Source organism: Faecalibacterium hattorii, assembly GCF_003287455.1.
GTDB classification, from domain to species: Bacteria; Bacillota; Clostridia; order Oscillospirales; family Ruminococcaceae; genus Faecalibacterium; species Faecalibacterium hattorii.
On the sequence record NZ_PRLC01000004.1, the window covers coordinates 50,512 to 76,717 of the forward strand.

Annotated in this window: 27 protein-coding genes; 3 read left to right on the forward strand and 24 right to left on the reverse strand. The window is 61.6% G+C overall.

The annotated features are described in order from the left end of the window. Window positions 1-7: 7 nt before the first annotated feature. From C4N23_RS03860 to C4N23_RS03955, 20 genes are all read right to left on the reverse strand, one after another. Window positions 8-313, reverse strand: coding sequence for a septum formation initiator family protein (locus C4N23_RS03860; protein ID WP_055189241.1), 306 nt, complete (start codon window positions 311-313; stop codon window positions 8-10). 45 nt (window positions 314-358) lie between these two features. Then, on the reverse strand, window positions 359-808 hold the full coding sequence (locus C4N23_RS03865; RefSeq protein ID WP_055189244.1) for a hypothetical protein: 450 nt from the start codon (window positions 806-808) through the stop codon (window positions 359-361). Continuing rightward, a complete protein-coding gene (locus tag C4N23_RS03870) occupies window positions 808-1,089 on the reverse strand; it encodes a YabP/YqfC family sporulation protein (protein ID WP_112144186.1) in 282 nt (93 codons plus the stop codon). Before C4N23_RS03870 ends, C4N23_RS03865 begins: the two co-directional genes overlap by 1 nt. Window positions 1,090-1,204: 115 nt before the next feature. Next, entirely contained in the window at window positions 1,205-1,450 is a 246-nt protein-coding gene (locus C4N23_RS03875) for an RNA-binding S4 domain-containing protein (protein ID WP_055189248.1), read from the reverse strand. 59 nt (window positions 1,451-1,509) lie between these two features. Continuing rightward, complete coding sequence (locus C4N23_RS03880) at window positions 1,510-1,779, reverse strand: HU family DNA-binding protein (protein WP_055189250.1); 270 nt, start codon at window positions 1,777-1,779, stop codon at window positions 1,510-1,512. 77 nt (window positions 1,780-1,856) lie between these two features. Beyond that, entirely contained in the window at window positions 1,857-2,552 is a 696-nt protein-coding gene (locus C4N23_RS03885; protein ID WP_112144188.1) for a MazG family protein, read from the reverse strand. Window positions 2,553-2,741: 189 nt separating this feature from the next. Next, window positions 2,742-3,179, reverse strand: coding sequence for a zinc ribbon domain-containing protein (locus C4N23_RS03890; protein ID WP_097839318.1), 438 nt, complete (start codon window positions 3,177-3,179; stop codon window positions 2,742-2,744). A 170-nt stretch (window positions 3,180-3,349) separates the two neighbouring features. Beyond that, window positions 3,350-4,288, reverse strand: coding sequence for a uridine kinase family protein (locus C4N23_RS03895; protein ID WP_112144190.1), 939 nt, complete (start codon window positions 4,286-4,288; stop codon window positions 3,350-3,352). Further along, window positions 4,248-5,714 carry a coproporphyrinogen dehydrogenase HemZ gene (gene hemZ, locus C4N23_RS03900; protein ID WP_112144192.1) on the reverse strand — a complete coding sequence of 489 codons (1,467 nt, stop codon included), beginning with the start codon at window positions 5,712-5,714 and terminating at the stop codon, window positions 4,248-4,250. The genes C4N23_RS03895 and hemZ overlap by 41 nt, the downstream gene beginning before the upstream one ends. A 14-nt stretch (window positions 5,715-5,728) precedes the next feature. Then, complete coding sequence (locus C4N23_RS03905; RefSeq protein ID WP_112144194.1) at window positions 5,729-6,334, reverse strand: MBL fold metallo-hydrolase; 606 nt, start codon at window positions 6,332-6,334, stop codon at window positions 5,729-5,731. Window positions 6,335-6,346: 12 nt separating this feature from the next. Continuing rightward, window positions 6,347-6,808 (reverse strand): D-aminoacyl-tRNA deacylase, encoded by a 462-nt coding sequence (dtd, locus tag C4N23_RS03910; RefSeq protein WP_055189263.1) that lies wholly within the window; start codon window positions 6,806-6,808, stop codon window positions 6,347-6,349. A 1-nt stretch (window position 6,809) separates the two neighbouring features. Further along, window positions 6,810-9,128 (reverse strand): RelA/SpoT family protein, encoded by a 2,319-nt coding sequence (locus C4N23_RS03915; protein ID WP_097839314.1) that lies wholly within the window; start codon window positions 9,126-9,128, stop codon window positions 6,810-6,812. A 1-nt stretch (window position 9,129) separates the two neighbouring features. After that, window positions 9,130-11,262, reverse strand: a complete 2,133-nt coding sequence (gene recJ / locus C4N23_RS03920; protein WP_112144196.1) for a single-stranded-DNA-specific exonuclease RecJ — start codon at window positions 11,260-11,262, stop codon at window positions 9,130-9,132. Next, complete coding sequence (locus C4N23_RS03925) at window positions 11,259-12,488, reverse strand: 5-bromo-4-chloroindolyl phosphate hydrolysis family protein (protein ID WP_242983716.1); 1,230 nt, start codon at window positions 12,486-12,488, stop codon at window positions 11,259-11,261. Before C4N23_RS03925 ends, recJ begins: the two co-directional genes overlap by 4 nt. Before the next feature lie 10 nt (window positions 12,489-12,498). Next, window positions 12,499-14,094, reverse strand: coding sequence for an NAD(P)/FAD-dependent oxidoreductase (locus C4N23_RS03930; RefSeq protein WP_112144198.1), 1,596 nt, complete (start codon window positions 14,092-14,094; stop codon window positions 12,499-12,501). Between the two features lie 14 nt (window positions 14,095-14,108). Continuing rightward, on the reverse strand, window positions 14,109-15,410 hold the full coding sequence (locus C4N23_RS03935; RefSeq protein ID WP_112144200.1) for a CdaR family protein: 1,302 nt from the start codon (window positions 15,408-15,410) through the stop codon (window positions 14,109-14,111). After that, the gene (gene cdaA, locus C4N23_RS03940) at window positions 15,407-16,303 is read right to left on the reverse strand and encodes a diadenylate cyclase CdaA (RefSeq protein WP_055189272.1); all 897 of its coding nucleotides are present in this window, start codon (window positions 16,301-16,303) and stop codon (window positions 15,407-15,409) included. The genes C4N23_RS03935 and cdaA overlap by 4 nt, the downstream gene beginning before the upstream one ends. 16 nt (window positions 16,304-16,319) lie before the next feature. After that, window positions 16,320-17,495 carry a 2-C-methyl-D-erythritol 2,4-cyclodiphosphate synthase gene (gene ispF, locus C4N23_RS03945; RefSeq protein WP_242983717.1) on the reverse strand — a complete coding sequence of 392 codons (1,176 nt, stop codon included), beginning with the start codon at window positions 17,493-17,495 and terminating at the stop codon, window positions 16,320-16,322. 223 nt (window positions 17,496-17,718) lie between these two features. Then, window positions 17,719-19,401 (reverse strand): phospho-sugar mutase, encoded by a 1,683-nt coding sequence (locus tag C4N23_RS03950; RefSeq protein ID WP_097839310.1) that lies wholly within the window; start codon window positions 19,399-19,401, stop codon window positions 17,719-17,721. A 120-nt stretch (window positions 19,402-19,521) separates the two neighbouring features. Continuing rightward, complete coding sequence (locus C4N23_RS03955) at window positions 19,522-19,872, reverse strand: hypothetical protein (protein WP_055189276.1); 351 nt, start codon at window positions 19,870-19,872, stop codon at window positions 19,522-19,524. A gap of 166 nt (window positions 19,873-20,038) precedes the next feature. Between C4N23_RS03955 and C4N23_RS03960 the strand changes: the two genes are divergently transcribed. From C4N23_RS03960 to C4N23_RS03970, 3 genes are all read left to right on the forward strand, one after another. After that, entirely contained in the window at window positions 20,039-21,583 is a 1,545-nt protein-coding gene (locus C4N23_RS03960; RefSeq protein WP_112144203.1) for a YifB family Mg chelatase-like AAA ATPase, read from the forward strand. Window positions 21,584-21,675: 92 nt separating this feature from the next. Then, the gene (locus tag C4N23_RS03965; RefSeq protein ID WP_112144205.1) at window positions 21,676-22,023 is read left to right on the forward strand and encodes a DUF6054 family protein; all 348 of its coding nucleotides are present in this window, start codon (window positions 21,676-21,678) and stop codon (window positions 22,021-22,023) included. A gap of 196 nt (window positions 22,024-22,219) precedes the next feature. Then, the gene (locus C4N23_RS03970) at window positions 22,220-22,645 is read left to right on the forward strand and encodes a hypothetical protein (protein WP_112144207.1); all 426 of its coding nucleotides are present in this window, start codon (window positions 22,220-22,222) and stop codon (window positions 22,643-22,645) included. A 54-nt stretch (window positions 22,646-22,699) separates the two neighbouring features. Here C4N23_RS03970 and C4N23_RS03975 read toward each other — a convergent pair whose 3' ends face one another. From C4N23_RS03975 to trkA, 4 genes are all read right to left on the reverse strand, one after another. Continuing rightward, window positions 22,700-22,948: a type II toxin-antitoxin system RelE family toxin gene (locus tag C4N23_RS03975; RefSeq protein WP_112144209.1), complete on the reverse strand. Its 249-nt coding sequence runs from the start codon at window positions 22,946-22,948 to the stop codon at window positions 22,700-22,702. After that, window positions 22,945-23,172, reverse strand: a complete 228-nt coding sequence (locus C4N23_RS03980) for a hypothetical protein (RefSeq protein WP_112144211.1) — start codon at window positions 23,170-23,172, stop codon at window positions 22,945-22,947. Before C4N23_RS03980 ends, C4N23_RS03975 begins: the two co-directional genes overlap by 4 nt. A gap of 63 nt (window positions 23,173-23,235) precedes the next feature. Continuing rightward, a complete protein-coding gene (locus C4N23_RS03985) occupies window positions 23,236-24,678 on the reverse strand; it encodes a TrkH family potassium uptake protein (protein ID WP_112144213.1) in 1,443 nt (480 codons plus the stop codon). A gap of 12 nt (window positions 24,679-24,690) precedes the next feature. Continuing rightward, the gene (gene trkA / locus C4N23_RS03990; RefSeq protein ID WP_055189282.1) at window positions 24,691-26,049 is read right to left on the reverse strand and encodes a Trk system potassium transporter TrkA; all 1,359 of its coding nucleotides are present in this window, start codon (window positions 26,047-26,049) and stop codon (window positions 24,691-24,693) included. Window positions 26,050-26,206: the final 157 nt, after the last annotated feature.

A 26,206-nucleotide genomic window follows, 5' to 3' on the forward strand; every position in this document is an offset into this window, starting at 1 on the left:
CCGTTTCTCAGTTGCCGGTCACATCCACGAAGATGCGCTCGTTGGGGGCCGCATAATTGTAAGAATCACGGGCGACCCATTCGGTCACATCGTCCGCGTCGCCGCTGAGGATGCGCTGCAGCTCCTCGTTTTTGGTCTGCTGCTGTTCGATCTGCTCGTTCAGGGTCTGCAGCTCTGCGCGTTTGGAGCTGATGGCTACCTGATTGGAGATGTACGCTGCCAGCATACTGAGCAGCAGCAAGAAAAAGAACAGCCGGAACACCGTGCGCAGCACGGTATTCTTCTTGCGTTTTTTGCGGCCGGGATTCGTCATAACTCAGTGCCCCCTGAAATCAGCAGGCCCGATGCGCCTGTACTCTTACTTTGATACGTTAGAATTATACAACATCCGCTGTGGTCTTGGCAAGTTCTTTTTTGGGTTTTTTGCGGCCTGTTTTGCGCGTTTGCGCTCACGGGCTCGGTTTTTCCGTGCCGCGCGCCCAGCCGCCCACCGGGCAGCAAGCAAATGCACCGGTGCCCACAGCATCTTCCGGGCAAACTGCATCGGCCCGCGCAGCAGCTTGTGCACCGCCGCTGCGGCCAGAACCGCCGCCGCCAGCTGATACCACCGCAGCACCCCGCCCGCGCTCAAGGCCGCCGCGTAGCTTTGCAGCCCCAGCAGCAGCGCCCCCACCAACAGCACATCCGGCAGGAACGCAGCCCGCCCCTTTTCGGGGAACAGGGCCCGCGCCCCGCCGAGGGCTGCCCCCAGCGCCGCACAGGCGGCCATTTCCTGCCCGACAAGGGTGATGTCCAGCGCCGGGGCCATCAGCGGAGCAGACGGCGCAGGAAGCCGCCCGGCGTGCGCTCAGCGGTATACTCCAGCGCGTCGATGTGGCCGGTGAGCCGCACTTCCCCGCTTTCGAGGTTCAGGCTGGTCACGCTCAGCTCAGCCCCGGCAAGGTGGAGCACCCCTTTGCTCGTCTCGATGGCGGCGCTGTCGGCGTCGCACCGCAGCACCCGCTTCACCCCGGTCAGGGTCAGCTTGCTGCGGCTCTCCAAGATCAGATCATGGGGCACGGCGGGGGTCTTTTCGGTCGTTTTTGTCATGGCGCAGTTCTCCTTCTGAATCCAGCGTATGCAGATCCCGAAGCGAGTATGTGTCCTGTGACAGGCTTGCCCTCTCCATCACGCTGCGCGTGCCGGCTCTCCCAAAGGCCGCGCTTTATTCGGAAATGATTTCGTACATCTCCCGCGCCACGTCCTTGGTGCGGGGCTCGATGTCGGAGAGCACCTTCACCTTGATGGGCCGGTTGCCGAAGGTGACCTCGATGATGTCCCCTTCCTTGACGGCTTGGCTGGCCTTGGCGATCTTGCCGTTGATGAGGATGCGGCCCGCGTCGGCCACCTCGTTTGCCACGGTGCGGCGCTTGATCAGCCGCGAAACTTTCAGGTATTTGTCTAATCTCATAGGTTCCTCCAAAGAAAAACCGCCGGAACCATCTGCGGCCCCGGCGGCAAAAATCGAACTTACAGGGTGTCCTTCAGAGCCTTGCCCGGCTTGAACACGATGCTGCGGGAAGCAGCGATGGTGATGGGCTCGCGGGTGCGGGGGTTGATGCCCTGACGCTCTGCGCGCTCACGGACTTCGAAGGTGCCGAAGCCGGAAATGGTGATCTTCTCACCCTCTGCCATTGCCTTGCTCAGGGCGTCGAATGCGGCGTTGACAGCCAGTTCTGCGCTCTTCTTGCTCATCTCGGTGTTTGCCGCAACCTGTGCGATCAGATCAGTCTTGGTCATAATAGTAAACCTCCACAAAATTGTACTCGTCATTTTCTATCTATCGGAGCAGGCGTTTCGGCCTGATACCCGTTCGATCACGTTTGGTCTGCCAGCAGCTCGTCCCGGAACCGCTTGGAGGCAAAGGTCAGCGCCTCTTCGGCGTCCAGCCCTGCCAGCCGGATGGCGTTGACGGCAGCAAAGAGCAGCTCCCCCGCCTGTTCGGCGTTCGGGGCCGGTGCCGCGTCCCAGTCCTGCTCGGCCTGTTTCAGGGCAGCCGCTGCGTCCTCGGCGGTCGTGATGCCAAGGCCCCGGCCCGCCGCCCGCTTCTGCAGCTTCTGGGCGCGCATCAAGGCGGGCAGGGTCGCGGGCACGGTGTCCAGCTCATCGGCCAGCGTGCGGCGGCCCTTTTCCTTATTTTTGAGCGCATCCCAGCCATTTATTCCGGCGTTTTCCGCCGCCGAGGAGGTGAAGATGTTGGGGTGGCGGAAGACCAGCTTCTCGCACACTTCGCGGCAGACCTGCTCGAAATCGAACCGGCCCCGCTCCTCCTCCATGACGGTGTGGAACGCCACCTGCATCAGCACATCACCCAGCTCTTCCCGCAGCATGGCCGCGTCGTCGGCATCGATGGCTTCCAGCGCCTCGCAGGTCTCCTCCAGAAAGTTCTTCCGAATGGACTGATGCGTCTGCACCTTGTCCCACGGGCAGCCCGCTTCCGGGTCCCGCAGGATGCGGATGATCTGGATGAGGTCTTCCGCCGTATAGTGTTCGCGCTCCGGCCAATCCTGCATGGGTGGTGTTCCTTTCTGCTCCAAAAGTAGGGCTTTATTGTATCGCAGAATCCGCCTTTTTTCAAGGGGACAAGCCCATTTTCCGACCATTCGCCCGAAATGTTTCCAGATTTTTCACACTTTGGCACAAAAACGGGCGGCATCCCACGGGGACACCGCCCGGTCTGGGCTTTGATTTTCCGGTTTTGGTCACAGTTGTGCGCCGCACTTGTTGCAGAACAGCGCATCCTCCGAAACGGGAGCACCGCACTGGGGGCAGGTCTTCTTTTCTGCTTTCTGCTCCGGCTCGATGGGGAACTCGATGGTGGTGCTCTCGGCCGCAGCGGGGGCCTCCGGCTCTGCGGCAGCTTCCGCCGCCGGGGTGTCGAGGCTGGCACGCAGGTCGGCCAAGTCCTTCTCGATGGCATCGATCATCTCGATGTACTTATCGACGAGGGGCTGGTTTTCCTCATTGCCCTTGGCGAGGCTGTAGACCAGTGCGCCCAGTTGGCGCTGCGCCTTGGCGAGCTTGGTCTGCTCGTTCACGATCTTTGCCTGCGTTTTGCCGCGCTCAGCCAGATCCATGGCTGCATTCCTGCCTTTTTCGGCGTATTCCAGACCCATTTCCTTGAGCTTATTAAAATCCATAATAGACACCTCTCTCAGCGGAGGGTCTTCCCCTCCTGTGCTTTCCGGATGATGGCCCCATTATAGCGCACTCCACCGCTGATTGCAACGAATCTGCCGCAAGTTTTACAGTTTCGTGCGGATTTGGAAACAGTTTTTTCGCATTTGCACAAAAGGCGGACGAAGGGTCGTCAGTTTACTTCACCGCCGTAGAACTCCCGCAGCATACTATCGGCGGGCAGCAGGTCCAGCGGCAGGGGTGCCACATGCTCGAAGCGGCGGGCCGTCTCGTCCCACAGCTCGGCGTTATGGCCCTCCAGCACGAACTGGCGGCGCACCTTCTGCAAAAGCTGGGCGATGAGGCCCAGCTCGTAGGTGAAGGAAGTGTCCAGCAAAAAGTCCGCCGTGGTCTTGAAGCCCTTGATATACCGCGTCTCGCCGTCCATCACCCGGTCCCACATGGCAAGGGTCTTTTCGGGGCTGCGGCCGCGGGCGGCAGCGTCCCGCAGGGTGCGGCGGCACAGGCGGATGTCCTGCGTGTTGATGACCCGGCGGCCGTCGATGCAGTATTCCTCCCGCAGTCCGGCATAGATGCGGTACACTTCCTCGCCGGGGACGAGGCTGGTCAGCTCCGGGTTGAGGGCGTGGATGCCCTCCACGATGCAGACGCCGCCCTGCAGATCGACGGCTTCCGTCTCGTCCGAGCGCTTTTCCTGCGTGAAATCGTAGATGGGTAGGCTGGTCTTCCCCGTCTCGCTCAGCTCATGCAGACACTGCTTGATGAGGGGCAGATCCATGGTATCGGGGTTCTCGTAGTCCAGCGTGCCGTCGGGCAGCCGGGGGTAGAACTCCGCGCCCCGGAAAAAGTTGTCGAGGCTGACCACATGGGCCGGTGTTCCCTGCCGGACGAGTTCCTCGGCCAGCTTGTGCGCAGAAGTGGTCTTGCCGCTGGCCGACGGGCCGGTGAGCATGACGATCTTGGTGCCGGAAAAGCGGACCTTCTCCGCCGCGTAGCGCACCCGCTCGCGGTAACTGCGCTCGCTCATTTCGGCAAGCTGCTCCGGGCTGCGGGCAGCGATGTTGTACAGGTCAATCTCTACCAGACGTTTCGGGACCCAAATCGTGATCATAAAAATCAGCCACTCCTTTTTTCCGTTCCAGAACCTCCGCAAAGCGCTGGATGTATTCGGTCGGATACTTAAAGTTGAAGATGCGCTGCATCCGTTTCCCGCCGTCGGCCACCAGCTTGGTGCTGCCGCCCGCGCCCGCGGAAAGGATGGTCTGGACTTCCTCCATGATATAGATGTTGTAATACCCTTCGTGGCCCGGCTTGCACCAGCCCACGTTTTCGAGGTTCTGCAGGGTGTTCTTCTGGCGGTAGAGGTAGTAGGGCCGGTAGCCCGCCTCCGCCAGCAGATGACATTTTTCCAGCATAGCGGCGACGTCGGCGTAGTCGTTCTCTTTCTGGTCCTCGATGACGATGCGGGAAGCCCGCTTGAGGGTCAGGGTATGGACGGTGATGTTCTCCGGGTCCAGCGCGATGGCCTGACGGAGACTGTGCTCAAAGCCTTCCACCGTGTCGCCGGGCAAACCCGCGATGAGGTCCATGTTGATGTCGTCGTGGCCCGCCCGCCGGGCGTCGGCGTAGCAGTCCAGAATGTCCTGCGCCGAGTGCTTCCGGCCGATGTTCGCCAGTACCTCGTCCGAGAAGGTCTGGGGGTTGATGGAGATCCGGGTAGCCCCGTACTCCTTGATGACCGCCAGTTTTTCGGCGTCGGTGCAGTCGGGGCGGCCCGCTTCCACGGTGTATTCCACCACCTTGGAGAGGTCGAAATTCTCCCGCACGGTGCCCATGAGCTGCCGCAGTTGATCTGCCGAAAGGCTGGTGGGGGTGCCGCCGCCGATGTAGATGCTGCACAGCCGCAGCCCCGCCTTTTCGGCCTGAGCCCGGATCTCCTGCACCTCGCGGCAGAGGCAGTCCACATAGGGCTGCACCAGCTCGCGGTCCCGGTCAAGGTTGCAGCTCACGAAGCTGCAATAGCTGCACCGGGAGGGGCAGAACGGGATGCCGAGGTAAAGGCTGTAGGTCTTGGGCTCGCTGCCGAGGCGCAGGATGGGCTCCTGTAGATCGGCAATGGCCTTGGCCATCCGATACTTCTGCTCCGAGCAGTCGAACCGGTCAAGGAAGAAGCGGTCGATCTCCGCTTGGCTCCACCCCGCCGCCCGCTTGTCGTGGACGAGGCGGACCGGCCGCACGCCGGTCATCTTGCCCCACGGCGGGCGGATGCCCGTCCAAGCCCGCAGCAGGTCATAGGTCAGGCTGGCAAGGGCAAAGGCTTCGGTCTCGCCGTCCGGCCCCGGCAGCGGGGCGGATGCTGCCTTCTCCCCGCCGTGCTCGTGCACCCGCGCGAAGAGGCCGTCCGCCCTGCGTTCCGCCCAGACGCAGTCCTCGCCGTCCTCCGGCGGGGTCAGCGTAAGGGGAGCCATGGGGTAAAACAGCCGGACAAGGTGCTCGACCTCGTACCCAGATGCCAGCCCTGTGATATAAATTTTCATGTTATTCCGCCTTTTTATGCGTTCCGCAGTGCATTTCGGATATAGAAATTGGTCTTGAGCTCCTCGCCGTAGGTAGAGAAATCCCCGTGGCCGGGCAGAAGCTGGGTCTCCTTGGGGATGGGCAGGGCCGCGAACTTGCGCAGACTCTCGTCCATTTTGCGGCTGCTGCCGCCTTCAAGGTCGGTGCGGCCGATGCTGCCCTGAAAGACCGTATCCCCCACGAAGAGATACGTGTCGCACAGCAGCACGACGCTGCCCTCGGTGTGGCCGGGGGTGTGCCACACGGTGAAGGTCAGTTCATCCACCGTGAGGTTGCCGCCCTCCTCGTAGCCAAAATCGGCACCTTTCAGGGGGAAGAACTGGGTGCCGCCGCAGTCGGCGGGCTCGCACCAGACCTTTGCGCCCCACTCGCGGCTGAGGCCGCCCGCGCTGCCCACATGGTCGTAGTGGCCGTGGGTGCACAGGATATGGGTCAGCACCGCGCCCTTCTCCCGCAGGATCTTATCATACTCCTGCACCTCGGCGGCGGGGTCGATGATGACCGCGTGATCTGCCTCGGTGATGAGCAGGAAGCTGTTGGTATAAAACGGCGCAGCGCCGATCAGATGAAATGCCTGCATGATACGCTCCTTTTACTCCTTCTTTTTCCACTCGTCGGTGTCGATGACGATGGTACAGGGGCCCTCGTTCACCAGCGCCACCTGCATGTCGGCCCCGAACTCTCCGTGCCGGACTTCCTTCAGCCCCTGCCGACCCATCTCGGCGAGGAACAGCTCGTAGGCATCCACCGCCAGCGGGGCTTTGGCCGCGTGGATGAAGCTGGGCCGGAAGCCCTTCTTGGTGTCGCCGTAAAGGGTGAACTGGCTGACCACCAGCGCCGAATACCCAAGATCCTTGGCGCTGAGGTTCAGCTTGTCGTTTTCATCCTTGAAGATGCGCAGCCCCGCGCATTTTTCGGCCAGCTTGGGCACGATGTCCAGCGTGTCGGTATCCCGGACGCCCAGCAGGATGACGAGGCCGGGGCCGATGGCACGGGGTTCACCCCCGTTGACCCGGACACTGGCCGACGAAACGGCCTGAATGACTGCACGCATATTAACTCCTTGTAACCTTGAGCACATCCTTGATCTTGGAAAGGCGGGCCACCACCCGGTTGAGGTGCTCGGTGTTGTTGATGCCGATGGTCAGGCTGACCACGGCACAGTTGTTTTCCACCTGACGGGCGTTCATCGTGTAAATGGGCACCCGGATATCGGCCAGTGCGCTCAGCACATCCCGCAGCAGCTCATTGCGGTCCAGCGCCACGATCTCAAGGCCGGCCTTGTAGCTGTCCTTCACGCTGTCGGCCCAGTAAGCCTTGACCCAGCGGGGGGCGTTGGAGGGGTCCTTCATGCTGGCGATGGCGTTCACGCAGCTCTGCTTGTGGATGGAGACACCGAAGCCACGGGTGATGAAGCCCACGATGGGGTCGCCGGGCAGCGGCGAGCAGCACTTGGCAAACTTGATGGGGGTGTTGTCGAAGCCCTCCACCACCACACCGTCCGTGGCGTGGACACGGCTCAGGTCCACCTTGGCCAGTTGTTCGCTCTTGTCTTCCTCGCTCTTGCGCTTCTGCCACTCCTCTTTCAGCTTGGGCAGACAGTTGGCGATGGTGATGCCGCCGTAGCCGATGGCCGCATACAGCTCCTCGGCGTTGTTCTGGCGCAGGCGGCGGCAGCAGCTGCTGATAAATTCATCCAGCTCGTCGTCCGGGATGAAGATCATTTCCCGGCGCAGCTCGCGGGCCAGCGCATCGCGGCCCTGCTGGATGTTCTCCTCCCGGCGCATCTTCTTGAACCAGTTGCGGATCTTGCTCTTGGCCTCGCTGGTGCGCACGATCTTGAGCCAGTCGCGGCTGGGGCCCTTGTCCGCCGAGCCGAGGATGACCTCGATGATCTCGCCGGTGGACACGATGTGGTCGATGGGGACCATCCGGTTGTTGACCTTGCAGCCCACCATCCGGTTGCCGACGGCTGAGTGGATAGCATAGGCGAAATCGATGCAGGTGGCCCCGGCGGGCAGGTTGATGACATCGCCCTTCGGGGTGAAGGCGAAGACCTCTTCGGGCAGCAGGTCGCTCTTCAGATCATGCAGCAGGTTACCGGAATCCTCGCTGACGCGCTGGTTTTCCAGCAGCTGACTGACCCACGCCAGCCGCTCGTCCAGCTTGTCGTGGCCGTCAAGGCCCTCTTTGTACTTCCAGTGAGCCGCCACGCCGTACTCGGCCTGTTCGTCCATCTTGCGGGTGCGGATCTGCACCTCAAAGGGGATGCCCTCGTGGCCGATGACGGTGGTGTGAAGGCTTTGGTAGCCGTTGGGCTTGGGGGTGGAAATATAGTCTTTGAAGCGGTTGGGAAGCGGGTGGTACATATCGTGGATCAGGCCCAAGGTGCTGTAGCACTCGGCCAGCGTATCCAGAATGATGCGGACCGCATAGATATCATAGATCTCGTCGAAGGACTTGTTCTGCATGATGGTCTTGCGGTAGATGCCGTAAATGCTCTTGACGCGGCGCTTGATGGTGGCCCCTTCGATGCCGCTTTCCTCCAAGCGGCGCTCAATGACACCCGACACCCCGGCAAGGAACTCCTCGCCCGCCCGCTCGCTCAGCATCTTGCTGATCTCGTTGTAGCCCACGGGGTCGAGGTAATGGAGGCTGCGGTCTTCCAGCTCCTCCTTCACGTTCAGGATGCCCAAGCGGTTGGCGATGGGAGCGTAGACCTCCATGGTCTCGCGAGCCTTATCCCGGCGCTTCTGCTCCGGCCAAGCGTCGCCGGTGCGCATATTGTGCAGCCGGTCGCAGAGTTTGATGATCATGACCCGGACATCCCGGCTCATGGCCAGCAGCATCTTGCGCAGGTTCTCGGCCTGTAACTCCTCGATGTTGGAGAATTGGATCTTGGTCAGCTTGGTAACGCCGTCCACCAGTAGAGCCACTTCCTCGCCGAAAGCGGCTTTCAGGTCGTCCAGCGTGGTGGGGGTATCCTCCACCACATCGTGCAGCAGAGCCGCCGCGATGCTCTCGGTATCCATGCCGAGGTCCAGCACCAAGCGGGCCACCGCAAGCGGATGGCAGATATAAGGCTCGCCGCTGCGGCGGCAGACGCCCTTGTGGGCCTCGTTGGCAAGGTCATATGCCTTTTCGATCATCTCCATGTTGTAGGCTTTGCCGCTGGCATGGATCGCCTCCACCAGCTTTTCCCACGTGATGATCTCCGGGCGCACCTCACTGGGCAGGGCAGCCTCCGGCGCGTCGGCGGGCAGAGCCGTGGCCGCTACCGTGGCCATTTCCGGCACTGGCTGGTGCAGATGGGTCTTTGCAGAATAGGAATCCTCCGGCTTGACCGGGTCCAGCATACTTTTTCCCTCTGGCATCTTATCGTTCCTCCAGACATTTCAAGATGGGCGCATCGGCAAGGTTCTTCTTGCCCTCGGCGGGCACCAGCTCCCAGAACTTTGCCCCGCTGCGCTCGCGGACCGCGATGAGCCCCACCTGTTCGAGGGCCGTGATCGCGACTAGAATTTTACCGGTGTTTTCCTCTCCCAGTTTTGCGAACAGGGGCTGCAGGTCCTCGGCGTGCCAGCGCCGGGCCTGTAATTCGCGATACACCGTGATGATATCGCTCCGTTCCGGGGCGATCCTTGCTTTTTGTTCTGCCGAAAGCGGGGTGCCGCGGCGCAGCGCTTGGACCAGCGCCGTCTGCTCGGCGGCAGCGTTGCCGAAACCCGCCGGGTGCAGCTCCAAGATCCGGCCCGAAAGCTGGGCCCCACGGAGCGATTCGTAGACCGAGAGGTTCACTGCCGCATCCACCACATCGCCCATGGTGTAGGGCAGCTGCTCCGGGGGCATCCCGAACCAGACCGCGTAGATGCTGGCGTTCCCCTGCCGCAGACGGAGGCGGCAGTGCTTGCCCTCGGAGACGGAGAAAATGCCGTCGATGACGGCCTTTTCCAGCACGAAGACCGGGGTCGGGTTCTCCGCCCCATAGGGGGCCAGCTGCTCCAGCCGGCGCACCGACTCCACCGTGATGCGGTCGAGGTGGATGGACAGGTCACATTCCAGCGGCGGCGTGAAGAGCACCGCGCATTCCCGCGCGGCCCACTCGTTCAGGCGGCGGCGCAGTTCGGGCAGATTTTCCTCCCGCACCGAAAGGCCCGCCGCCATGGCGTGCCCGCCGAAGCGGAGCAGGATGTCCTCACAGGAGGCGATGCACTCGTGGAGGTTGAAGCCCTGCACGCTGCGGCCGCTGCCCTTGCCCTCGCCGTGTTCGTCCACGGACACCACGATGACGGGGCGGCCGGTCTTTTCCACCAAGCGTGAAGCCACGATGCCGATGACGCCGGGGTGCCAGTCCCGCCCCCAGATGAGGATGACCCGGTCTTCGAGGATGGCGGGCTCAGCGTCCAGCTGCTCCTGCGCCGCCTTGACGATCTCCTGCTCGGTCTCCTGCCGGGTGACATTGATCTCGTTCAGCTTATGTGCCAGCTCCGCGGCGCGTTCCTCGTCCTCACAGAGCACCAGCTGCAATGCCGTCACAGCGTTGTCCATCCGGCCCGCCGCGTTGATGCGGGGGGCGATGGCATAGCTGACATTTTCGGCCGTGATGGGCTTGCCCTCAAGGCCGACTTCCTCCAGCAGGGCCGAGATGCCCGGCCGGTCGGTCTGCTGCAGCAATTTCAGGCCCGCCTTGACGAGGGTGCGGTTCTCGCCCGTCAGGGGCATCACATCCGCGACGGTGCCCACAGCGGCAAGGTCGCCGCAATAATCCAGCATCTCCTCCGGCGGGCAGCCGTCCAGCGCCGCGCAGAGCTTGAAGGCTACCCCGGCACCGCACAAACCCTTGAAGGGGCTGTGGTCGTCGGCGCGGCGGGGGTCCACCACGGCCACCGCCTTGGGCAGGGCGTCGTGGGGCAGATGGTGGTCCGTCACGATCAGGTCCACGCCCAGCGAAGCCGCAAACTCGGCCTCTTCCAGCGCGGAGATGCCGTTGTCCACGGTCACGATGAGCTGGCAGCCCTTGTCGTGGATGGACTGGATGGCGTTTTTCGAAAGGCCGTAGCCGTCGCCCTCCCGGCTGGGCAGCATACATTTGACGCTGGCACCCATCCCCTTGAGGTGCTGGTAGAGCAGGGCGGTGGCGGTCACGCCGTCCACGTCGTAGTCGCCGTAAACAACGATGGTCTGTTCCTTGTCGATGGCTTCGAGGATGCGGGCACATGCTTTGTCCATGTCGGTCAGAAGCATGGGGTCGCTGAGTTCTTCCTCCCCCGCCAGCAGGGTCAGCGCCTCGGTGGGGTCGGTGATGCCGCGGGCGGCAAGGATGCCCGCCAGCAAACCCACTTCCTTTTGCTGGGCGGCCAGCGTGGCGGCGTACTTCTGCTCGCTCCACGGTTCGTCGTCCATGGCGTTCATTTCCAGCTCTTCGGTGTTCTGCTCCGCGATGGCGGCGGTCAGATCCTTGAGAGCGGCGCGGTCAAATTGTTTTAAGGTCCATGCCCGGTAGGTCATTGCAGTCCCTCCCCGGTCAGGCCGTCGTTGGCCAGCATTCCCTGCAATGCCGCGATCTCGCTGGAAACATCCAGCGCCACATCGGACAGCAGGTTGTCATAGAGGTTGCTGTAGGCCTGATTCAGCGTGTGCAGGATGCCCGCGATATCCCGGCGGATGCTCTCGGCGTTGTCCCCCTTCTGGCCCTGCACATCGTTGTAGGTGTGGAGCAGCTTCAGGGTGGTAGGAATATAATATTCCGCGAACCGCCGCGCTTTCGGGAGGCTTTCCGGGTGAGTCTCCAGCCAGTCGCAGATGGCCTCGGTGGTCTTCTGCATATGGGCCAGCTCCTCTGCGCCCTGTGCGTCCTGCATGAGCTGCTGCTCCTGCTCCAGCACCTTGGCAAAGCGGCGGGCCGTTTCGAGGTTGAGGGGCGTTTCCGGCGCGGCCTCCTGCTCCGGCTGCGGGGCCGGGCGGGCGCGCTGGGCGGCGAGGGCCTCCTGTGCCGCGCGGTAATCCTCGGCGGTCAGGTAGAGTGTATCCGTTTTGTCGTCCAGCCATGCGTTCAGCCAGCCTTTGCGGATGTATTTTTGCAGCCGCTTGTGCACTTTTTTCGGTTTCTGGTGGGTCAGGTCGGCCAGCATCGAAACAGGCAGACCCTTATGGTAGTCCACGCTGTCGGCGTAGTCGGCAAACTGGCCCATCTGCCTACCCGCCTTCATTCGGGCTGCACCACAGGCCGTCATCCAGCCAAAGCCCGCCGTGGCAAGGCCCAGCACGCTGCTGACGATGCCCAGCACGTTGTAGGCGGTGTTCATAACGTAGTCTGTGCCCGTCATCAGGATGCCGCCGCCCTCAGCAGCCGACACCACAACGTCACCCAAAGCAGCCGGCGAAATAGTGCCCAGCCCGATGAGGCAGCCCAGCATCCCCAGCCCAAAGATCACGGTGAACGTGATGCCCACCACCAGCAGGGCCACCCCGGCGTCGGAGCGCTTTTTGCCGTCGGCACGCAGAAGCTCCACCGGGGTCTGTTCGTTTTTCAGGCCAAAGATATGCTTTGCCGCATGGACTGCAGCCTTTCCTACGCCCCATGCCCGGTCACCGATCTCCATGCCCCGGCCCTCAAAGCCGTGGGCGAAGGCGTCCGACACGGTATCGCCGAAGGCACGCATCTGGTTTTCCAGCTCCTGCTGGATCTGCCGGCCCTCTGTTTCCCTCATTTTATCGTTTTCACGATCGTTCATCAAATTTTTCTCACCCTTCTGCCGGACGATACCGGCCGATGATCGCACGGGCGACCCGTAGGCCGTCCACGGCGGCGCTCATGATGCCGCCCGCATAACCCGCGCCTTCTCCGCAGGGATACAATCCCGCAAGCTGGGCAGATTCAAAATTTTCTTCCCGTTTCAGCCGCACGGGGCTGCTGGTGCGGGTCTCAAGGCCGGTGAGGACCGCTTCCGGGGCGGTGTAACCGGCAATTTTCCGTTCATACGCCCGCAGACCGGCCCGCAGGGTATCGGCCAGCTCGCCGGGCAGCAAGGCCCCCAAGTCCGCCGCGACCACGCCGCGGTCGTAGGTGGGCTCCACCCGGCCGATGGTCAGTTGACCCCGGCCCTCAAGGAAGCTCTGGACATTTTCCGCCGGGGCGGCGTATTCTCCGCCCGCCCGCCCGGCGGCGTAGGCCTTGGCTTCCAGCTCCCGCTGGAATGCGATGGCCCGGCGCGGGTCGGCCCCGAAATCCTCGGCCCCCACGCTGACCACCACCGCCGCGTTGGCGTTCCTGCCATTGCGGGCGTGATAGCTCATGCCGTTGGTCACGACCCGGCCCTTCTCGCTGGCCGACGCCACGACCTGACCGCCGGGGCACATGCAGAAAGTGTAAACGCACCGTCTGCCCACATGCTGCGAGAGCTGGTATTCGCCCCGCGGCAGGGCCGGGTGGCCCGCCGCCTCGTGGTAAAGGCTTTTTTCGATCTCACTTTGCAGGTGCTCGGCCCGGAAACCGACACTGAAGGGCTTGCACTCCAGCACAAGGCCGCTGTCCATCAGCATCCCGAAGGTATCCCGCGCCGAGTGCCCTACCGCGAAGACCAGCGCCTCGCAGGGGAAGCTGCCCTGCGTGGTCTGGATGCCGGTCAGCTTGCCGTCCCGCCGCTCAAAGCCGGTGAGGGCCGTGTTGAAGTGCACCTCGCCCCCCAGCGATTCGATCTCCCGGCGGATGGAGGTGATGACGCCCCGCAGCAGGTCGGTGCCGACGTGGGGTTTCTGCTTCCATGCGATCTCCGCCGGGGCACCATGCTCCAAAAACACCTCGGTGACGAAGCCGCAGAGCGCGTCGCCGATGCGGGTGGTCAGCTTGCCGTCCGAAAAGGTGCCCGCGCCGCCCTCGCCAAACTGGATGTTGGCGTTTTCGTCCAACTCACCGCTGGCGGAGAAATGCTCCACCGCCTTCACCCGCTCGTCCAGCGCGGGGCCGCGCTCCAGCACGATGGGCCGGTAGCCCTGCCGGGCCAGCAGCAGCGCCGCGAACAGCCCCGCCGGGCCGAGGCCGCAGACAATGGGCCGGTGGGCCAAGGGCTCCGCGCCGTTCTCGACGGAAAAATCGGTCTTGCCGCGGATAGCAACGCAGGGCGAGGCCCCTGCAAATGCAGATTCCTCACCCTCGTCTTTGAGCGTTACAGCGACCGTATAAACCAGCTTCGGCTGCCCGTGGCGGGCATCCACCGACAGTTTCGACACGCCGAAGCGGCCGACTTTTGCGCGGGGGATGCGCGCCAGATGCAGCGCTTTTTCAAAGGCCTGCTCCTCCCCGGCGGAGAGGGGTAGGCGGATATCACGAACTAAGATCATATCATTTGCTTTCTTTAGTTACTCTCGATCTTGCACTGGATGACATAGCTGCCCAGCGCGAAGATCTTGCCGTTGGAGGGCACATACAGCCGGCACGCGATGTTCTGCTGGCCGATGGCCACCGAGAAATCGTCGGCGTCGATCTCAATGACGACCTGTTCCGGCGTCAGCGTTTCCAGCGCACCGGCCGGGCCGCAGAGGGTCACGTTCATCAACCGCTCGGTCTCCACCGTCAGGGTGTAGGTAGACGGCAGGTTCACCACCTGCACGCATTCGGAGGGCAGATTCATCGTCTTCGTTTCCAGCTTGGAGGAGTCGAAGCTGACGGTGATGCTCGTAATGTTGTCCAGCAGACGGATATCGCTGGGCAGCTCGATGGGCATCTCGTACACCTTGTTCAGCGAGAAGGTAGACAGGTCGATGGTGCCCACCGACAGGGTGGAAAGCTTGTCGATCCGGGAAGCCGGGCCCGCCACGTTCAGGGTCTGCTTGCTCAGCGAGTAGGTCAGCACAGAGGAGTCGAAGTCCCGCGGGGCGTTGACGAAGCTGACCTCCACGGGCAGCGTCGCCATCTTGTAGACCTGCAGCGTCACCTCCACGCTCTCCTCTTCCTTCGTGGTGTACTCGAACTTCACCTCGCTGCCGCTGTTGGTGTAAAACCGCAGGGCCGTATCCAGCGTGACGGATTCGGTCAGTTCGCCGTTGTGGGTAACTTCGGCGGTGCAGGTGGTGACCTTATCGATCTCGGTGCTGGGGCCGGAGAGGGTGACCGTCTCCTTCGAAAGCTCGGTGCCGTACAGGATATACCCGTCCGCGATGGTCAGGTAGTTGGTGGTCACGGTGATGGGGACGGTCTTTTCCTCCACCACGTCGAAGACGACATCCACGCTGTTGTCCCCGCCCTCGATGGAGACAGTGACTCCGTTCAGCAGCCCGTTGACCCCCCGCACTTGCAGGTGCAGGGTCTTCGCGCCGCTGTCGCGGACGCTGGACCAATCCGGGTAGACCACGAAATCGGAGGCCGAGAGACTGCCGATGGTGTAGCCGTCGCCGGAAACTTTCAGGTTGACGTATTTTTCCGGGGCGCTGACAATGCTGAGGCCCCGCGAAGTATAGGCGGCGGAATCGTAAGTGAAATCCACCGGCACATTGGCGATGGTCTTGGTGGTGCCGGGCTGCACCACGATGGTGACGACCATCCATGCCACGATGGCACCCACGATGGCCAGCAGAAGGCGGATGCGGCGGTCATCCAACAGACTCTTGGTGTGCTGGATGGCGGGCTTTGTGCCGTTCGTGTTCAGCTCCTTGCTCATGGCTGCTCCTCCTCTTTCTGGTTGACCCAGCTCAGCAGACGCTGGACACGGCCCTTCCAGCTGTTGTCCGTCTTCTCGCTGGCGGTCTCCTTGGGGATCATCTCATCCACGAGCCGGGTGTACAGGGTCTGGCGGTCAAAGTGGCGGATGAGGACGCCGTTCTTCGCCATGGAGATGATGCCCGTCTCCTCACTGACGACGATGGCGATGGCGTCGGAGTTTTCGGCAATGCCGAGGCACGCGCGGTGGCGGGTGCCCATATCCTTGCCGAGGTCAAGGTTATTGGAAAGCGGCAGCACGCAGCCCGCCGCCTTGATGCGGCCATTCTCGATGATGGCAGCGCCGTCGTGCAGGGGGGTGCCCTCGTAGAAGATGGTGCCCAGCACTTCCAGATTGACCGCGCTGTTCACCGGCGTGCCGGTGCGGACGATCTCGGAAAGGTTGGTGCTGCGCTCCAGCACGATGAGCGCGCCGGTCTTGGTCTCGGAAAAGCGTTCAGCGGCGTCGCAGATGGCGATGATGGCACTGCGCCATGCGCCCTTGAAGCTGGGGTCATTGTAGCGGCCCTTGACGTTAAACAGCTTCGAGGCCCATTGGTCGGTCTGGCCCATCCGCTCCAAGGCACGCCGGATCTCCGGCTGGAACAGGACGACCAGCGTCAGCAAGCCGACCTGCAATAGGGAGTTCAGCAGCCACGTCACCGTGCGCATGTTCAGCACGTTTGCCACCAAGTAGACCGCCAGCACCAGCAGCGCGCCCTTGGCCAGCTGCCCGGCGCGGGTGCGGTTGATGATGCCCAGCAGTTGATAGATCAGGAACGCGATGATGATGATATCCAGCAGATCCGCCAGCTTGAAGGTCTGGAAGTTTGCTATGATCGAGTTCAGAGTCATCGATGTTTTCTCCCGCTTACAGCTTTTCGATCAGGGCCACCGCGTGCGCCGCGATGCCCAGCCCCTCGCCGGTGAAGCCCAGATGCTCCTCGGTGGTGGCTTTGACGCTCACAGCGTCCACAGGCAGCCCGAAGGCCTCGGCCAGCTTTTCGCGCATGGCGGGGATGTAGGCCGCCAGCTTGGGCCGCTGGCAGAGGATGGTGGAGTCGATGTTCTCGATCTTCCAGCCATTCTCGTGCAGGATCTCGGCCACGCGGCGGGCCAGCTTGAGGCTGTCGGCGCCGGAATACTCCGGGTCGGTGTCCGGGAAGTGCTTGCCGATATCCCCCAGCGCCGCCGCGCCCAGCACGGCGTCCATAACGGCGTGGGCCAGCACATCGGCATCCGAATGGCCCAGCAGACCCTTTTCAAAGGGCACTTCCACGCCGCCAAGGATCAGCTTGCGGCCCTCCACAAGGCGGTGTACATCGTAACCATGACCAATGCGCATATTTGTTCCTTCTTTCTGTTCCGGGCGGGGCAGATCCTCCCGCGTGGTGATCTTCAGGTTGGCGTAGTCGCCCTGCGTCAGCTGCACCGGGCGGCCGGTCAGCTCAAACAGGCTGCAATCGTCGGTGACGAGGCGGGCCTTTTCTTCGTCCAGTTCGTCCAGCGCGGCGAGGTAAGCGGCCCGGTCGAAGCACTGGGGCGTCTGCACCGCATACAGGGTGCTGCGGTCGGGCGTTTCGGTGACGCTGCAGCCTTCCGGCACGGTCTTGCCGTCGCCCCGCTTTGCCGTTTTGACGGTATCCTTCACCGGCACCGCCGGGGCCGCGGCCCCGCACAGGGCGGCAGCGTTCAGCGCGGCTTCGATGACCGCCTCGCTCACAAAGGGGCGGGCCGCATCGTGGACGGCCACGATCTCGCCGCTCGCCGCCAGCACGCCGTTCTTCGCGCTCTCGGCGCGGGTCGCCCCGCCGGGCACGACCTGCACCGGCTTTTGGCACGCGGCCGCCTGCTGCTCCAGAAACTCCCGGTTTTTGCCCGCCACCAGCACGATCTCGTCCACGAGGGGGCATTCGGCAAAGGCGCGGATGCTCCGCTGCACCACCGTCTCCCCGCCCAGATCAAAGCTGAGCTTGTCGAACCCCATCCGGGTGGAGGAACCTGCGGCCACCAGAACCGCCGTCACACGTTTTTTCACTTCTGACACCTACCTGTCTTCCGTTTTTCTGCGCCCATTGCAAAGCGCAGACTGATACATTGAATATTATAACGTATTGCGCCACAAACTGCAACCACGCAGAGCAATAAAAATGGAGCTGCCGAACCACTCCCCCCGTCACAACGCTGCTGTGCCAGCCCCCTCTGGGAGGGGGCCTCGCGCAGGCGATGTGGGAAGGAGTCATTCAACAGCTCCTCTTGATGGATTTCGTTTACTTCAGGATGGGCTCAATGGCAGCAGCCAGTGCATCCTTCTGGGCCTGTGCTTCGGCCAGATCCTTGCCCAGCGTGGTGAAGTAGGTCTTGATTTTCGGCTCGGTGCCGGAGGGGCGGACCACGACGGTGGCACCGTTCTCCAGCGTGTAGATCAGGACGTTGGCCGCGGGCAGACCGGTCTCTTCGGGCTTCTTGTAGTCGGTGACCTTGACGACCTTGTGGCCAGCCAGCTCGGTCAGCGGCTCGTCACGCAGCTTCTGCATGATGGAAGCCATCTTCTCCATGCCGGTCAGGCCGGGGAACTCGAAGCTGTCCACCTTGTTCAGGTAGCGGCCGTACTGAGCATAGATCTCTTCCAGACGCTGCTTGATGGAGGAACCGATGCTGCGGTAGTAAGCGGCCATCTCGCAGATCAGCATGGAGCCGATGACGGCGTCCTTATCGCGGACATAGGGGCCGGCCAGATAGCCGTAGCTCTCCTCGAAGCCGAAGATGAAGCGGTCCACTTCTCCGGCTGCTTCCAGATTGGCGATCTGGTCGCCGATCCACTTGAAGCCGGTCAGCACGTTGCGCATCTCCACGCCGTAGTGCTTGGCCACAGCGTCGGCCAGCGGGGTGGAAACGATGGACTTGACGGCCACGGGATTCTTCGGCATGGTACCCTTCTCGATGCGGCCTGCGCAGATGTAATCCAGCAGCAGAACGCCCATCTCGTTGCCGGAGACCAGCTCATAGCTGCCGTCCGGGCACTTCATGGCGATGCCCACACGGTCGGCGTCGGGGTCGGTGGCCAGCATCAGGTCGGCACCGGTCTCGGTGGCGAGGTCGAGGCCCAGCTTCAGGGCGGCGAAGATTTCAGGGTTCGGGTAGGAGCAGGTGGTGAAGTAGCCGTTGGGGTACTCCTGCTCCGGCACGATGGTGATATCGGTGATGCCCATGTCGTTCAGCACATGGGTGACGGGCACGAGGCCGGAGCCGTTCAGCGGGCTGTAGACCAGCTTCAGGCCAGCGGTCTTGCACAGGCCGGGCCGCACCTGACGGGCCTCGATGGCGTCATACAGGGCCTTCTTGCAGTCGTCGCCCACAAAGCGGATCAGGCCGTTCTCCACGCCCTCGGCGAAGGAGATGTACTTGGCCCCGGTCAGCACATCGGTCTTCTGGATCTCGTCGTAGACGATGGCGGCGGCGTCATCGGTCATCTGGCAGCCGTCCGGGCCGTAGGCCTTGTAGCCGTTGTACTTGGCAGGGTTGTGGGAAGCCGTGACCATGATGCCGGCGTTGCACTCGTAGTAACGGGTGGCAAAGCTCAGGGCGGGCACGGGCATCAGGGCGTCATAGATGCGGACCTTGATGCCGTTGGCGGCCAGAACACCGGCGGCGGTCTTTGCGAAGATGTCGCTCTTCAAGCGGCTGTCGTAGCTGATGGCGACGGTCTGGCTGCCGCCCTGCGTCTTGACCCAGTTTGCCAGACCCTGCGTTGCCTGACGGACAACGTAAATGTTCATCCGGTTGGTGCCGGCGCCCAGAACGCCGCGCAGACCAGCGGTGCCAAACTTCAGCGCCACCGCAAAGCGGTCCTTGATCTCCTCATCATTCCCCTCGATCTTCGCCAGTTCGGGCTTCAGGTCAGCGTCCTCAAGATCCGCTGCCAGCCAGCGCTTATATTCATCCAGATACATATTGCACACCTTACCTTTATTGATTTTGCCAAAGGGTAGTTTTTCCAAACCTACTTATACTATAAACTCTTGTCCGGGCTGTGTCAATTCCATATTATGTAAGAAGTTTTGCCGCACAAATCATACAAATGCCACAAATCGGCAGCCCGGTTCCGCAATTTGGGCTGTCTGGGTCGTTTTTAATGTGGGCAGTTTGACGAACTGCTGGCCGTAGTCGCTCAGCACATCGAGCCACTGCTCCGCCCCGACGCCGTTTTCGTACAGGTATTTCATCAGCCGCATGGCCCGTGGGAAATTTTCCGAGGGGCACAGCGCCCTGTGAGCCGAGCGCACGCCGCCCTCTTCCAGTGCCAATTCCAGCACGATGCCCGTTTCGGTGCGGCGGGCAGAATAGCACAGGGTATGGGCCCGCTGCAACCCTTCCAGCTCTGAGTAAGAGCGGACATACCGACAGGATTCCTTAACGATCATACTTCTTCCCTCCTATTGATTTCACACATTGACTTTATCAATACCCCAAACTATAATGAAAAGCAAGATGGAAATCTGTCGAAATGCAGATTTTCCAGAATCTTAGCCGCTTCTTAACCGCAAAAAACAAAAATGCCTCCAACAGGGAGTGCTGCAAGGAGATTTTATGTACTCTGTCCTGAAAAGCTACGGTCTGAACGGCCTGAACGGCTTTGCTGTTGCGGTCGAGGCGGATGTATCCGGCGGGCTGCCCGCCTTTTCGCTGGTGGGTCTGCCGGACTCCGCCGTGCGCGAAAGCGGCGACCGCGTCCGTGCCGCCGTCAAAAATCTGGGCTTCAAGTGGCCGGACCGCCACATCACGGTCAATCTGGCCCCCGCTGACGTCCGCAAGACCGGCCCGGTTTACGACCTGCCCCTGCTGCTGGCCGTGCTGGCTTCCTCCGGCCAGTTGGAGGCGCTGCCCGCCGATACCGCCTTCCTCGGCGAACTGGCGCTGGATGGGGCCCTGCGGCCAGTGTCCGGTGTGCTTCCTATGGCGCTGGCCGCGGCGGCAGACGGCATCAAAGCCCTCTACGTCCCCGCCGAAAACGCCGCCGAAGCCGCCGAGGCGGGCGGCACTGCCATGAAGGTCTACCCGGCCCGCACCGCGCGGGAGGTGGTGGACGCACTGCGCGGAGTCACGCCCATCGTTCCGACGGTTCCCCTCCCCTTCGACCCCGCCGACAGTTGGAACAGCGCCCCCGATTTCGCGGACGTCATGGGGCAGCCCCTCGCCCGCCGGGCCATGGTCATCGCGGCGGCAGGCGGCCACAATGTGCTGTTGATCGGCGCACCCGGCACCGGCAAATCCATGCTGGCCAAGCGTCTGCCCGGCATCCTGCCGCCGCTGAGCCGGGACGAGGCCGTGGAGACGACGAAGATCTATTCCATCGCCGGGCAGCTGCCCAAGGGGCGCGGGCTTATCACGAGCCGCCCCTTCCGCAGCCCCCATCACTCCGCCAGCGCCGTTTCGCTGGCGGGCGGCGGCGCCACCTTCCGCCCCGGCGAGTGCAGCCTTGCCGACTGCGGCGTTCTGTTTTTGGACGAACTGCCGGAATTTTCCCGCGAAAGTCTCGAAGTGCTGCGGCAGCCGCTGGAGGACGGCCAGATCACGGTCAGCCGCGCGGCGGGCAGCGCCACCTACCCCAGCCGGTTCCAATTGGTCGCGGCCATGAACCCCTGCAAGTGCGGCTATTACGGCCACCCGACCCATCCCTGCACCTGCTCGCCCAGCGCCGTGCGGCAGTACCGCAGCCGGGTTTCCGGCCCGCTGCTGGACCGCATCGACCTCTGCGTCGAGATGGACCCCATCGCCTTTGACGAACTCCACGCGGCTTCCCCCTCCGAGAGCAGCGCCGCACTGCGCCAGCAGGTGCTGCGCGCCCGCCAAGTTCAGGCCAAGCGCTACGCCGCCCCCGGCTACGAAGGTGTCCGCTGCAACGCCCAGCTCACCGCCGGGCAGGTGCGCCGCGTCTGCCGGATGACCCCCGGTGCCGAGCAGCTCCTCCGCACCTCCTACGACACGCTGGGCCTTTCCGCCCGCGCCCACGACCGCATCCTCCGGGTGGCCCGCACCGTCGCCGACCTCGCCGGAAAAGCCCTCCTCGACGAGGACGCCCTGCTGGAAGCTCTGCAATACCGCGCACAGGAAAAGGCCGAACTGACGTTCTGAAAAACTCCGCCGCTTCCCTGCAATTTTTCCCGCCGTTCCTTCGTATTCCAAGTAAAAGGACGACGGGATTTTGTTATACAGGAGGAACCGCTATGGCAATTTTGGAACGTACCATCCGCAATCAGAACTTCGATGCACTTCTTCACCGCTTGGAGCAGGAGATCGTAAGCGGCAGTTGGTCGGCGAATCTCGAAGCTTCCAGCGACTTCCGCGAAGGTTCCGCCCGGTGCAGCGTCCGGGTGTTCGAGCGCTACAGCATGATGGGCGGCAATCGCCTCAGCCTGACGCTGACCTTGTTCCAGAACAGTGACAGTCCCCTCCGCCTTTCGGCTATCACCGCCGGCGGCAGTCAGGCTGTTTTCTTCAAGGTCAACACCCTCGGCGAGGAAGCGTTTCTTGAAGAGGTAAAGCAAGTTTTGGACGATATCGCATCAGAGTAAGAGCATAAAAGAAAGGAATTATCGTATGTCCCTTGTCAGTGTGAGTGTTTTTCTTACCGTCGCGCTCAATACGGCACAACTTGTCTTTTTTGTTACCGGGACGCTGGCATTTATCAAATATTTTCGGAAAAAGTGATCTTTCCAGAATGATAAATGTCCGTCCGCCGATCGGCCTTCCGAATGAACGGGGTGTACTATGAATAAATTGCTCAAAGCAGTCGGCAAATTTCTGCTTTCCATCCTTGCAACGATGTTCCTCGTAACTGGCATCAAAATCGCCGTGGACGGCTGCTGGTTGATTTTTCTTCCCATTGATGAACAGGTCGAATCCGTCACCATTACTTATTCCAGTTTGTCCCCGGACGCAAAAGAAATTTCCGACTCAGACGACCTTAAAAGGTGCACCGCCATGCTGAATCTACTGAAATATAACATTTTCGTCAAATCCGAAGATGATTCCGCACCGCTTGTCACTTACATATTTCATCAAAAGAACGGCTCGGAACTTGTCGTGGCCGCCAATAACGAAACCGTCTTCTACAACGGGAAACAGCATGTTCTGAAACAACCGGAGGTTTTCGTGAACCTCACCGAAGGACTCTTCTTCGGAAGGATATCATAGAATAATTTTGCATAAAAAAGGACTGCCGCTCAAAACGAACGACAGTCCTTTTTCTTACTTGTAAACATCTCCGCGGTTCCCAGCGTCCGTTACGCGAACTGTGATGATTTCCTCTTCCACGGTATACAAAATACGATAGTCCCCAACGCGCAGCCGATAGAAACCGCTCTGTCCCGCCATTGGTTTAATATCACCTGCAAACGGCAACTGCGCCAATGCAGCAAGGATTCTTTTTTGTTGTGTAGGCTGCTGCTTCCGGATAAATTTAGCTGCCCGTTTTTCGATGACTATTTGATACTTCATAGCGCAACTCCCAATTCCCGCGCAAGCTGCTCCAGCGGAATCGTATCTGTCTTGTGCGGGTCAGGGTCATTTTGGTAGTCTTTCAAAAGCTGTTCGCAGTAAGCATCATCTTCTTTTTCCGCCATGTCCTCTGCAACCAGCCCTTGAACATAAGCCAGCACATAAGCCAGCTTGTAATCCGGCAGCGTTGCCGTCAATTGATTCAGTTGTTCCCGAACGCTCATGAAAATCACCTCTTCTACGCCTTCAGTATATCACGAACCACAGTCGAATTCAACCCATTTTCATCAGAACCTCCGCCATGTATCGGGCAGGAACAAAACGAGCATGGGGAAAATTTCCAAGCGGCCCGCGAGCATGTCGAAGATCATGACGAGCTTGGCGGGGTTCGAGTAGCCGCCGAAATTCATCATGGGGCCGACCTGATTCAGGCCGGGGCCGATATTGTTCAGCGTTGCGGCAATGGCGGTGAAGTTCGTCACCATATCGAAGCCGTCAAGGCTGATGAGGAGGAACGACGCCGCAAAAATGAAGATGTAGGCCGCCACATAGACATTCGTTGCACGGATGGTCTCGTGGTTGACCAGCTTGCCGTCCATCCGGACCGGGGCCACCACCTGCGGGTGGAGCGCCTGTTTCAGCTCCTTTTTCAGGCTCTTGCCCAGCAGCAGGAGGCGGCTGACCTTTATGCCGCCGCCCGTGCTGCCCGCACAGGCACCCACAAACATCAGCATCACGAGGATCTCCTTGGAAAGGGTCGGCCAGAGGTCAAAATCGCAGCTGGAAAAGCCGGTGGTCGTGATGATGGAACCCACTTGGAAGGCCGCATGGCGCAGCGCCTCGCCGAGGCCGTTGTACATGCTGTAGATGTTGCAGGTGATGATGCCCACCGCCACCGCGATGATGAGGAAGTAGGCCCGCACTTCCTCGCTGGCTGCGGCGCGGCGGAACCGGCGCATCAGCAGCAGGAAGTAGGCGTTGAAGTTGACGCCGAAGAGGATCATGAAAATGGTCACGACCCACTGGATGTAGGGCGAAAAGCTGGCGAAGCTGTCATTGAGGAAGCCGAAGCCGCCGGTGCCCGCCGTGCCGAAAGCCGTAAGCATGGCATCGAAGACCGACATCCGGCCAAACAGCAGGAAGATGAACTCGATCACGGTCAGGGCAAGATAGATGCCGTACAAAATCTTGGCGGTGGACTGGACCTTGGGCACCAGCTTATCCACCTGCGGGCCGGGGCTTTCCGCCTTCATCAGGTTGACGTGGGAACCGCCGGTCAGGGGCAGCAGGGACAGCAGAAACACCAAAACGCCCATGCCGCCGACCCAGTGGGTGAAGCTGCGCCAGAACAGAATGCCCTTGGGCAGGTCCGCCACAGCGGGCAGGATGGACGCGCCGGTGGTGGTAAAGCCGGAAACGGTCTCAAACAGCGCATCCACCGGGTTCGGGATGCAGCCGGTCAGCACAAAGGGCACGGCACCCACCACACTGATGAGCAGCCAGCACAGCGCCGTGGTCACAAAGCCTTCCCGCATATAGAAGATCTGGCTCTTGGCCTTGACGCGGTGGAACAACGCCCCCGCCAGCGCGCTGAGGGCCGCCGTGAACAGGAACACGCCCATCACGAACCACTCGCCGTAGCACAGGCTGGCGACGGCGGGCAGCAGCAGCAGAGCGCCCTCCGTCAGCAGGATGTAGCTCAGCAGCCGTAAAACGATCGCATAATTCATGCTGCGCCTCCGTCACTCTTCCACGATGTCCCGCAGATCGTGCAGACCATGCTCCAGCGTGACGACGATGACGCTGTCGCCCACTTGGATCTGGTCGCCGCCGCGGGGGATCTTGATCTCATTGCCGCGGGTGATGCAGCACAGCAGGGTATTCTTTTTCAGGTGCAGACGGCTCAGCGGCACACCGGTGGCCCGGCTCTCCTCGTGGACCGTGAATTCCAGCGCTTCCACACGGTCGTCCAGAATGCGGTACAGAGTCTTGATGTTGCTGCCCGCTTCATTCTGCAAGGCACGGACATACTGCACGATGTAATCGCAGGTCATGTACTTAGGGTAGACGATGCTGCCCAGATCCAGCCCGGCCAGAATGTCGTCGAACTCCAGCCGGTTGACCTTGGTGACCAGCTTGCCGTGGGAGTGCTTTTTGGCAAACAGGGTCAGCAGAACGTTCTCCTCGTCGATGTTGGTCAGAGCCACGAAGGCTTCGGTAGACTCCAACCCCTCAGAGAGCAGAAACTCGCGGTTCGAGCCATCCTCGCACAGGATCTGTGCTTCCGGCAGGGACTCGGCCAGCACATTGCAGCGCTCCGGGTCCCGCTCCACGATGCGGACGCGGACATGGTTTTCCAGCAGCTCCTGACTGAGGTAGAAGCCGATGGCACCGCCACCCACGATCAGCGCATTGCGCACCGGGCGGACCGCCAGATGGATGCGCTGGAAGAACTCGTGGGCCTTTTCCTGCGTGGCAAGGAAGGTGACCTGATCGCCGCTGCGCAGCACGAAGTTGCCGTTGGGGATGATGACGTCCCCCGCCCGCTCGACGGCGCAGACGAGGATATCGCTCTTGAGCCGGGTGGGGATCTCGTGGATGGCCGTGCCGTCCAGCTCCTGCTGGTCGGTCAGGGTGAACTTGATCAGCCGGACGCGGCCCCCCGCAAAGGTATCGATCTTGCTTGCGCCGGGGAACCGCAGCAGGTGGGAAATTTCCCGCGCCGCCGCCATCTCCGGGTTGATGATGGCCGAGATGCCGATCTGCTTTTTGATGAAGTCCAGCTCGTGACTGTAGGACGGGTTGCGCACGCGGGCGATGGCGTGGCAGTGGCCCGCCTTCTTCGCGAACATGCAGCACAGCAGGTTCAGCTCGTCGGAACCGGTGACCGCGATGAACACATCGGCTTCTTCGATTCCGGCTTCGGACAGGGTGGTGATGGACGAACCGTTGCCTACGATGCCCATCACGTCATACGACTCGCTCAGGTGCTCCACGCGGGCCTTGTTCGTGTCGATGACCGTCACGCTGTGGTCTTCCTCGCTGAGCTGCCGCGCCAGCGCTGTGCCGACCTTGCCGCCGCCCACCAGAATGATCCTCATAGAAAAAAATCCTTTCTTTTTCTTCCCCTGTGGGAAGTGTATTGCCAAGCGAAAATACAGTTTTAGTATAGCACAGTTCGACGGATAGTTCCACTGTTTATGCGGTTTTCTGAGGTTTTCCAACCGTTCTTGCATTTTGTGTGGAAATGTGGTATAG

Bases quoted from the DNA above. Each gene is read 5' to 3' on its own strand.
- C4N23_RS03860 (WP_055189241.1), bottom strand. From the start codon at position 313: ATGACGAATCCCGGCCGCAAAAAACGCAAGAAGAATACCGTGCTGCGC.
- C4N23_RS03865 (WP_055189244.1), bottom strand. From the start codon at position 808: ATGGCCCCGGCGCTGGACATCACCCTTGTCGGGCAGGAAATGGCCGCC.
- C4N23_RS03870 (WP_112144186.1), bottom strand. From the start codon at position 1,089: ATGACAAAAACGACCGAAAAGACCCCCGCCGTGCCCCATGATCTGATC.
- C4N23_RS03875 (WP_055189248.1), bottom strand. From the start codon at position 1,450: ATGAGATTAGACAAATACCTGAAAGTTTCGCGGCTGATCAAGCGCCGC.
- C4N23_RS03880 (WP_055189250.1), bottom strand. From the start codon at position 1,779: ATGACCAAGACTGATCTGATCGCACAGGTTGCGGCAAACACCGAGATG.
- C4N23_RS03885 (WP_112144188.1), bottom strand. From the start codon at position 2,552: ATGCAGGATTGGCCGGAGCGCGAACACTATACGGCGGAAGACCTCATC.
- C4N23_RS03890 (WP_097839318.1), bottom strand. From the start codon at position 3,179: ATGGATTTTAATAAGCTCAAGGAAATGGGTCTGGAATACGCCGAAAAA.
- C4N23_RS03895 (WP_112144190.1), bottom strand. From the start codon at position 4,288: ATGATCACGATTTGGGTCCCGAAACGTCTGGTAGAGATTGACCTGTAC.
- hemZ (WP_112144192.1), bottom strand. From the start codon at position 5,714: ATGAAAATTTATATCACAGGGCTGGCATCTGGGTACGAGGTCGAGCAC.
- C4N23_RS03905 (WP_112144194.1), bottom strand. From the start codon at position 6,334: ATGCAGGCATTTCATCTGATCGGCGCTGCGCCGTTTTATACCAACAGC.
- dtd (WP_055189263.1), bottom strand. From the start codon at position 6,808: ATGCGTGCAGTCATTCAGGCCGTTTCGTCGGCCAGTGTCCGGGTCAAC.
- C4N23_RS03915 (WP_097839314.1), bottom strand. From the start codon at position 9,128: ATGCCAGAGGGAAAAAGTATGCTGGACCCGGTCAAGCCGGAGGATTCC.
- recJ (WP_112144196.1), bottom strand. From the start codon at position 11,262: ATGACCTACCGGGCATGGACCTTAAAACAATTTGACCGCGCCGCTCTC.
- C4N23_RS03925 (WP_242983716.1), bottom strand. From the start codon at position 12,488: ATGAACGATCGTGAAAACGATAAAATGAGGGAAACAGAGGGCCGGCAG.
- C4N23_RS03930 (WP_112144198.1), bottom strand. From the start codon at position 14,094: ATGATCTTAGTTCGTGATATCCGCCTACCCCTCTCCGCCGGGGAGGAG.
- C4N23_RS03935 (WP_112144200.1), bottom strand. From the start codon at position 15,410: ATGAGCAAGGAGCTGAACACGAACGGCACAAAGCCCGCCATCCAGCAC.
- cdaA (WP_055189272.1), bottom strand. From the start codon at position 16,303: ATGACTCTGAACTCGATCATAGCAAACTTCCAGACCTTCAAGCTGGCG.
- C4N23_RS03950 (WP_097839310.1), bottom strand. From the start codon at position 19,401: ATGTATCTGGATGAATATAAGCGCTGGCTGGCAGCGGATCTTGAGGAC.
- C4N23_RS03955 (WP_055189276.1), bottom strand. From the start codon at position 19,872: ATGATCGTTAAGGAATCCTGTCGGTATGTCCGCTCTTACTCAGAGCTG.
- C4N23_RS03960 (WP_112144203.1), top strand. From the start codon at position 20,039: ATGTACTCTGTCCTGAAAAGCTACGGTCTGAACGGCCTGAACGGCTTT.
- C4N23_RS03965 (WP_112144205.1), top strand. From the start codon at position 21,676: ATGGCAATTTTGGAACGTACCATCCGCAATCAGAACTTCGATGCACTT.
- C4N23_RS03970 (WP_112144207.1), top strand. From the start codon at position 22,220: ATGAATAAATTGCTCAAAGCAGTCGGCAAATTTCTGCTTTCCATCCTT.
- C4N23_RS03975 (WP_112144209.1), bottom strand. From the start codon at position 22,948: ATGAAGTATCAAATAGTCATCGAAAAACGGGCAGCTAAATTTATCCGG.
- C4N23_RS03980 (WP_112144211.1), bottom strand. From the start codon at position 23,172: ATGAGCGTTCGGGAACAACTGAATCAATTGACGGCAACGCTGCCGGAT.
- C4N23_RS03985 (WP_112144213.1), bottom strand. From the start codon at position 24,678: ATGAATTATGCGATCGTTTTACGGCTGCTGAGCTACATCCTGCTGACG.
- trkA (WP_055189282.1), bottom strand. From the start codon at position 26,049: ATGAGGATCATTCTGGTGGGCGGCGGCAAGGTCGGCACAGCGCTGGCG.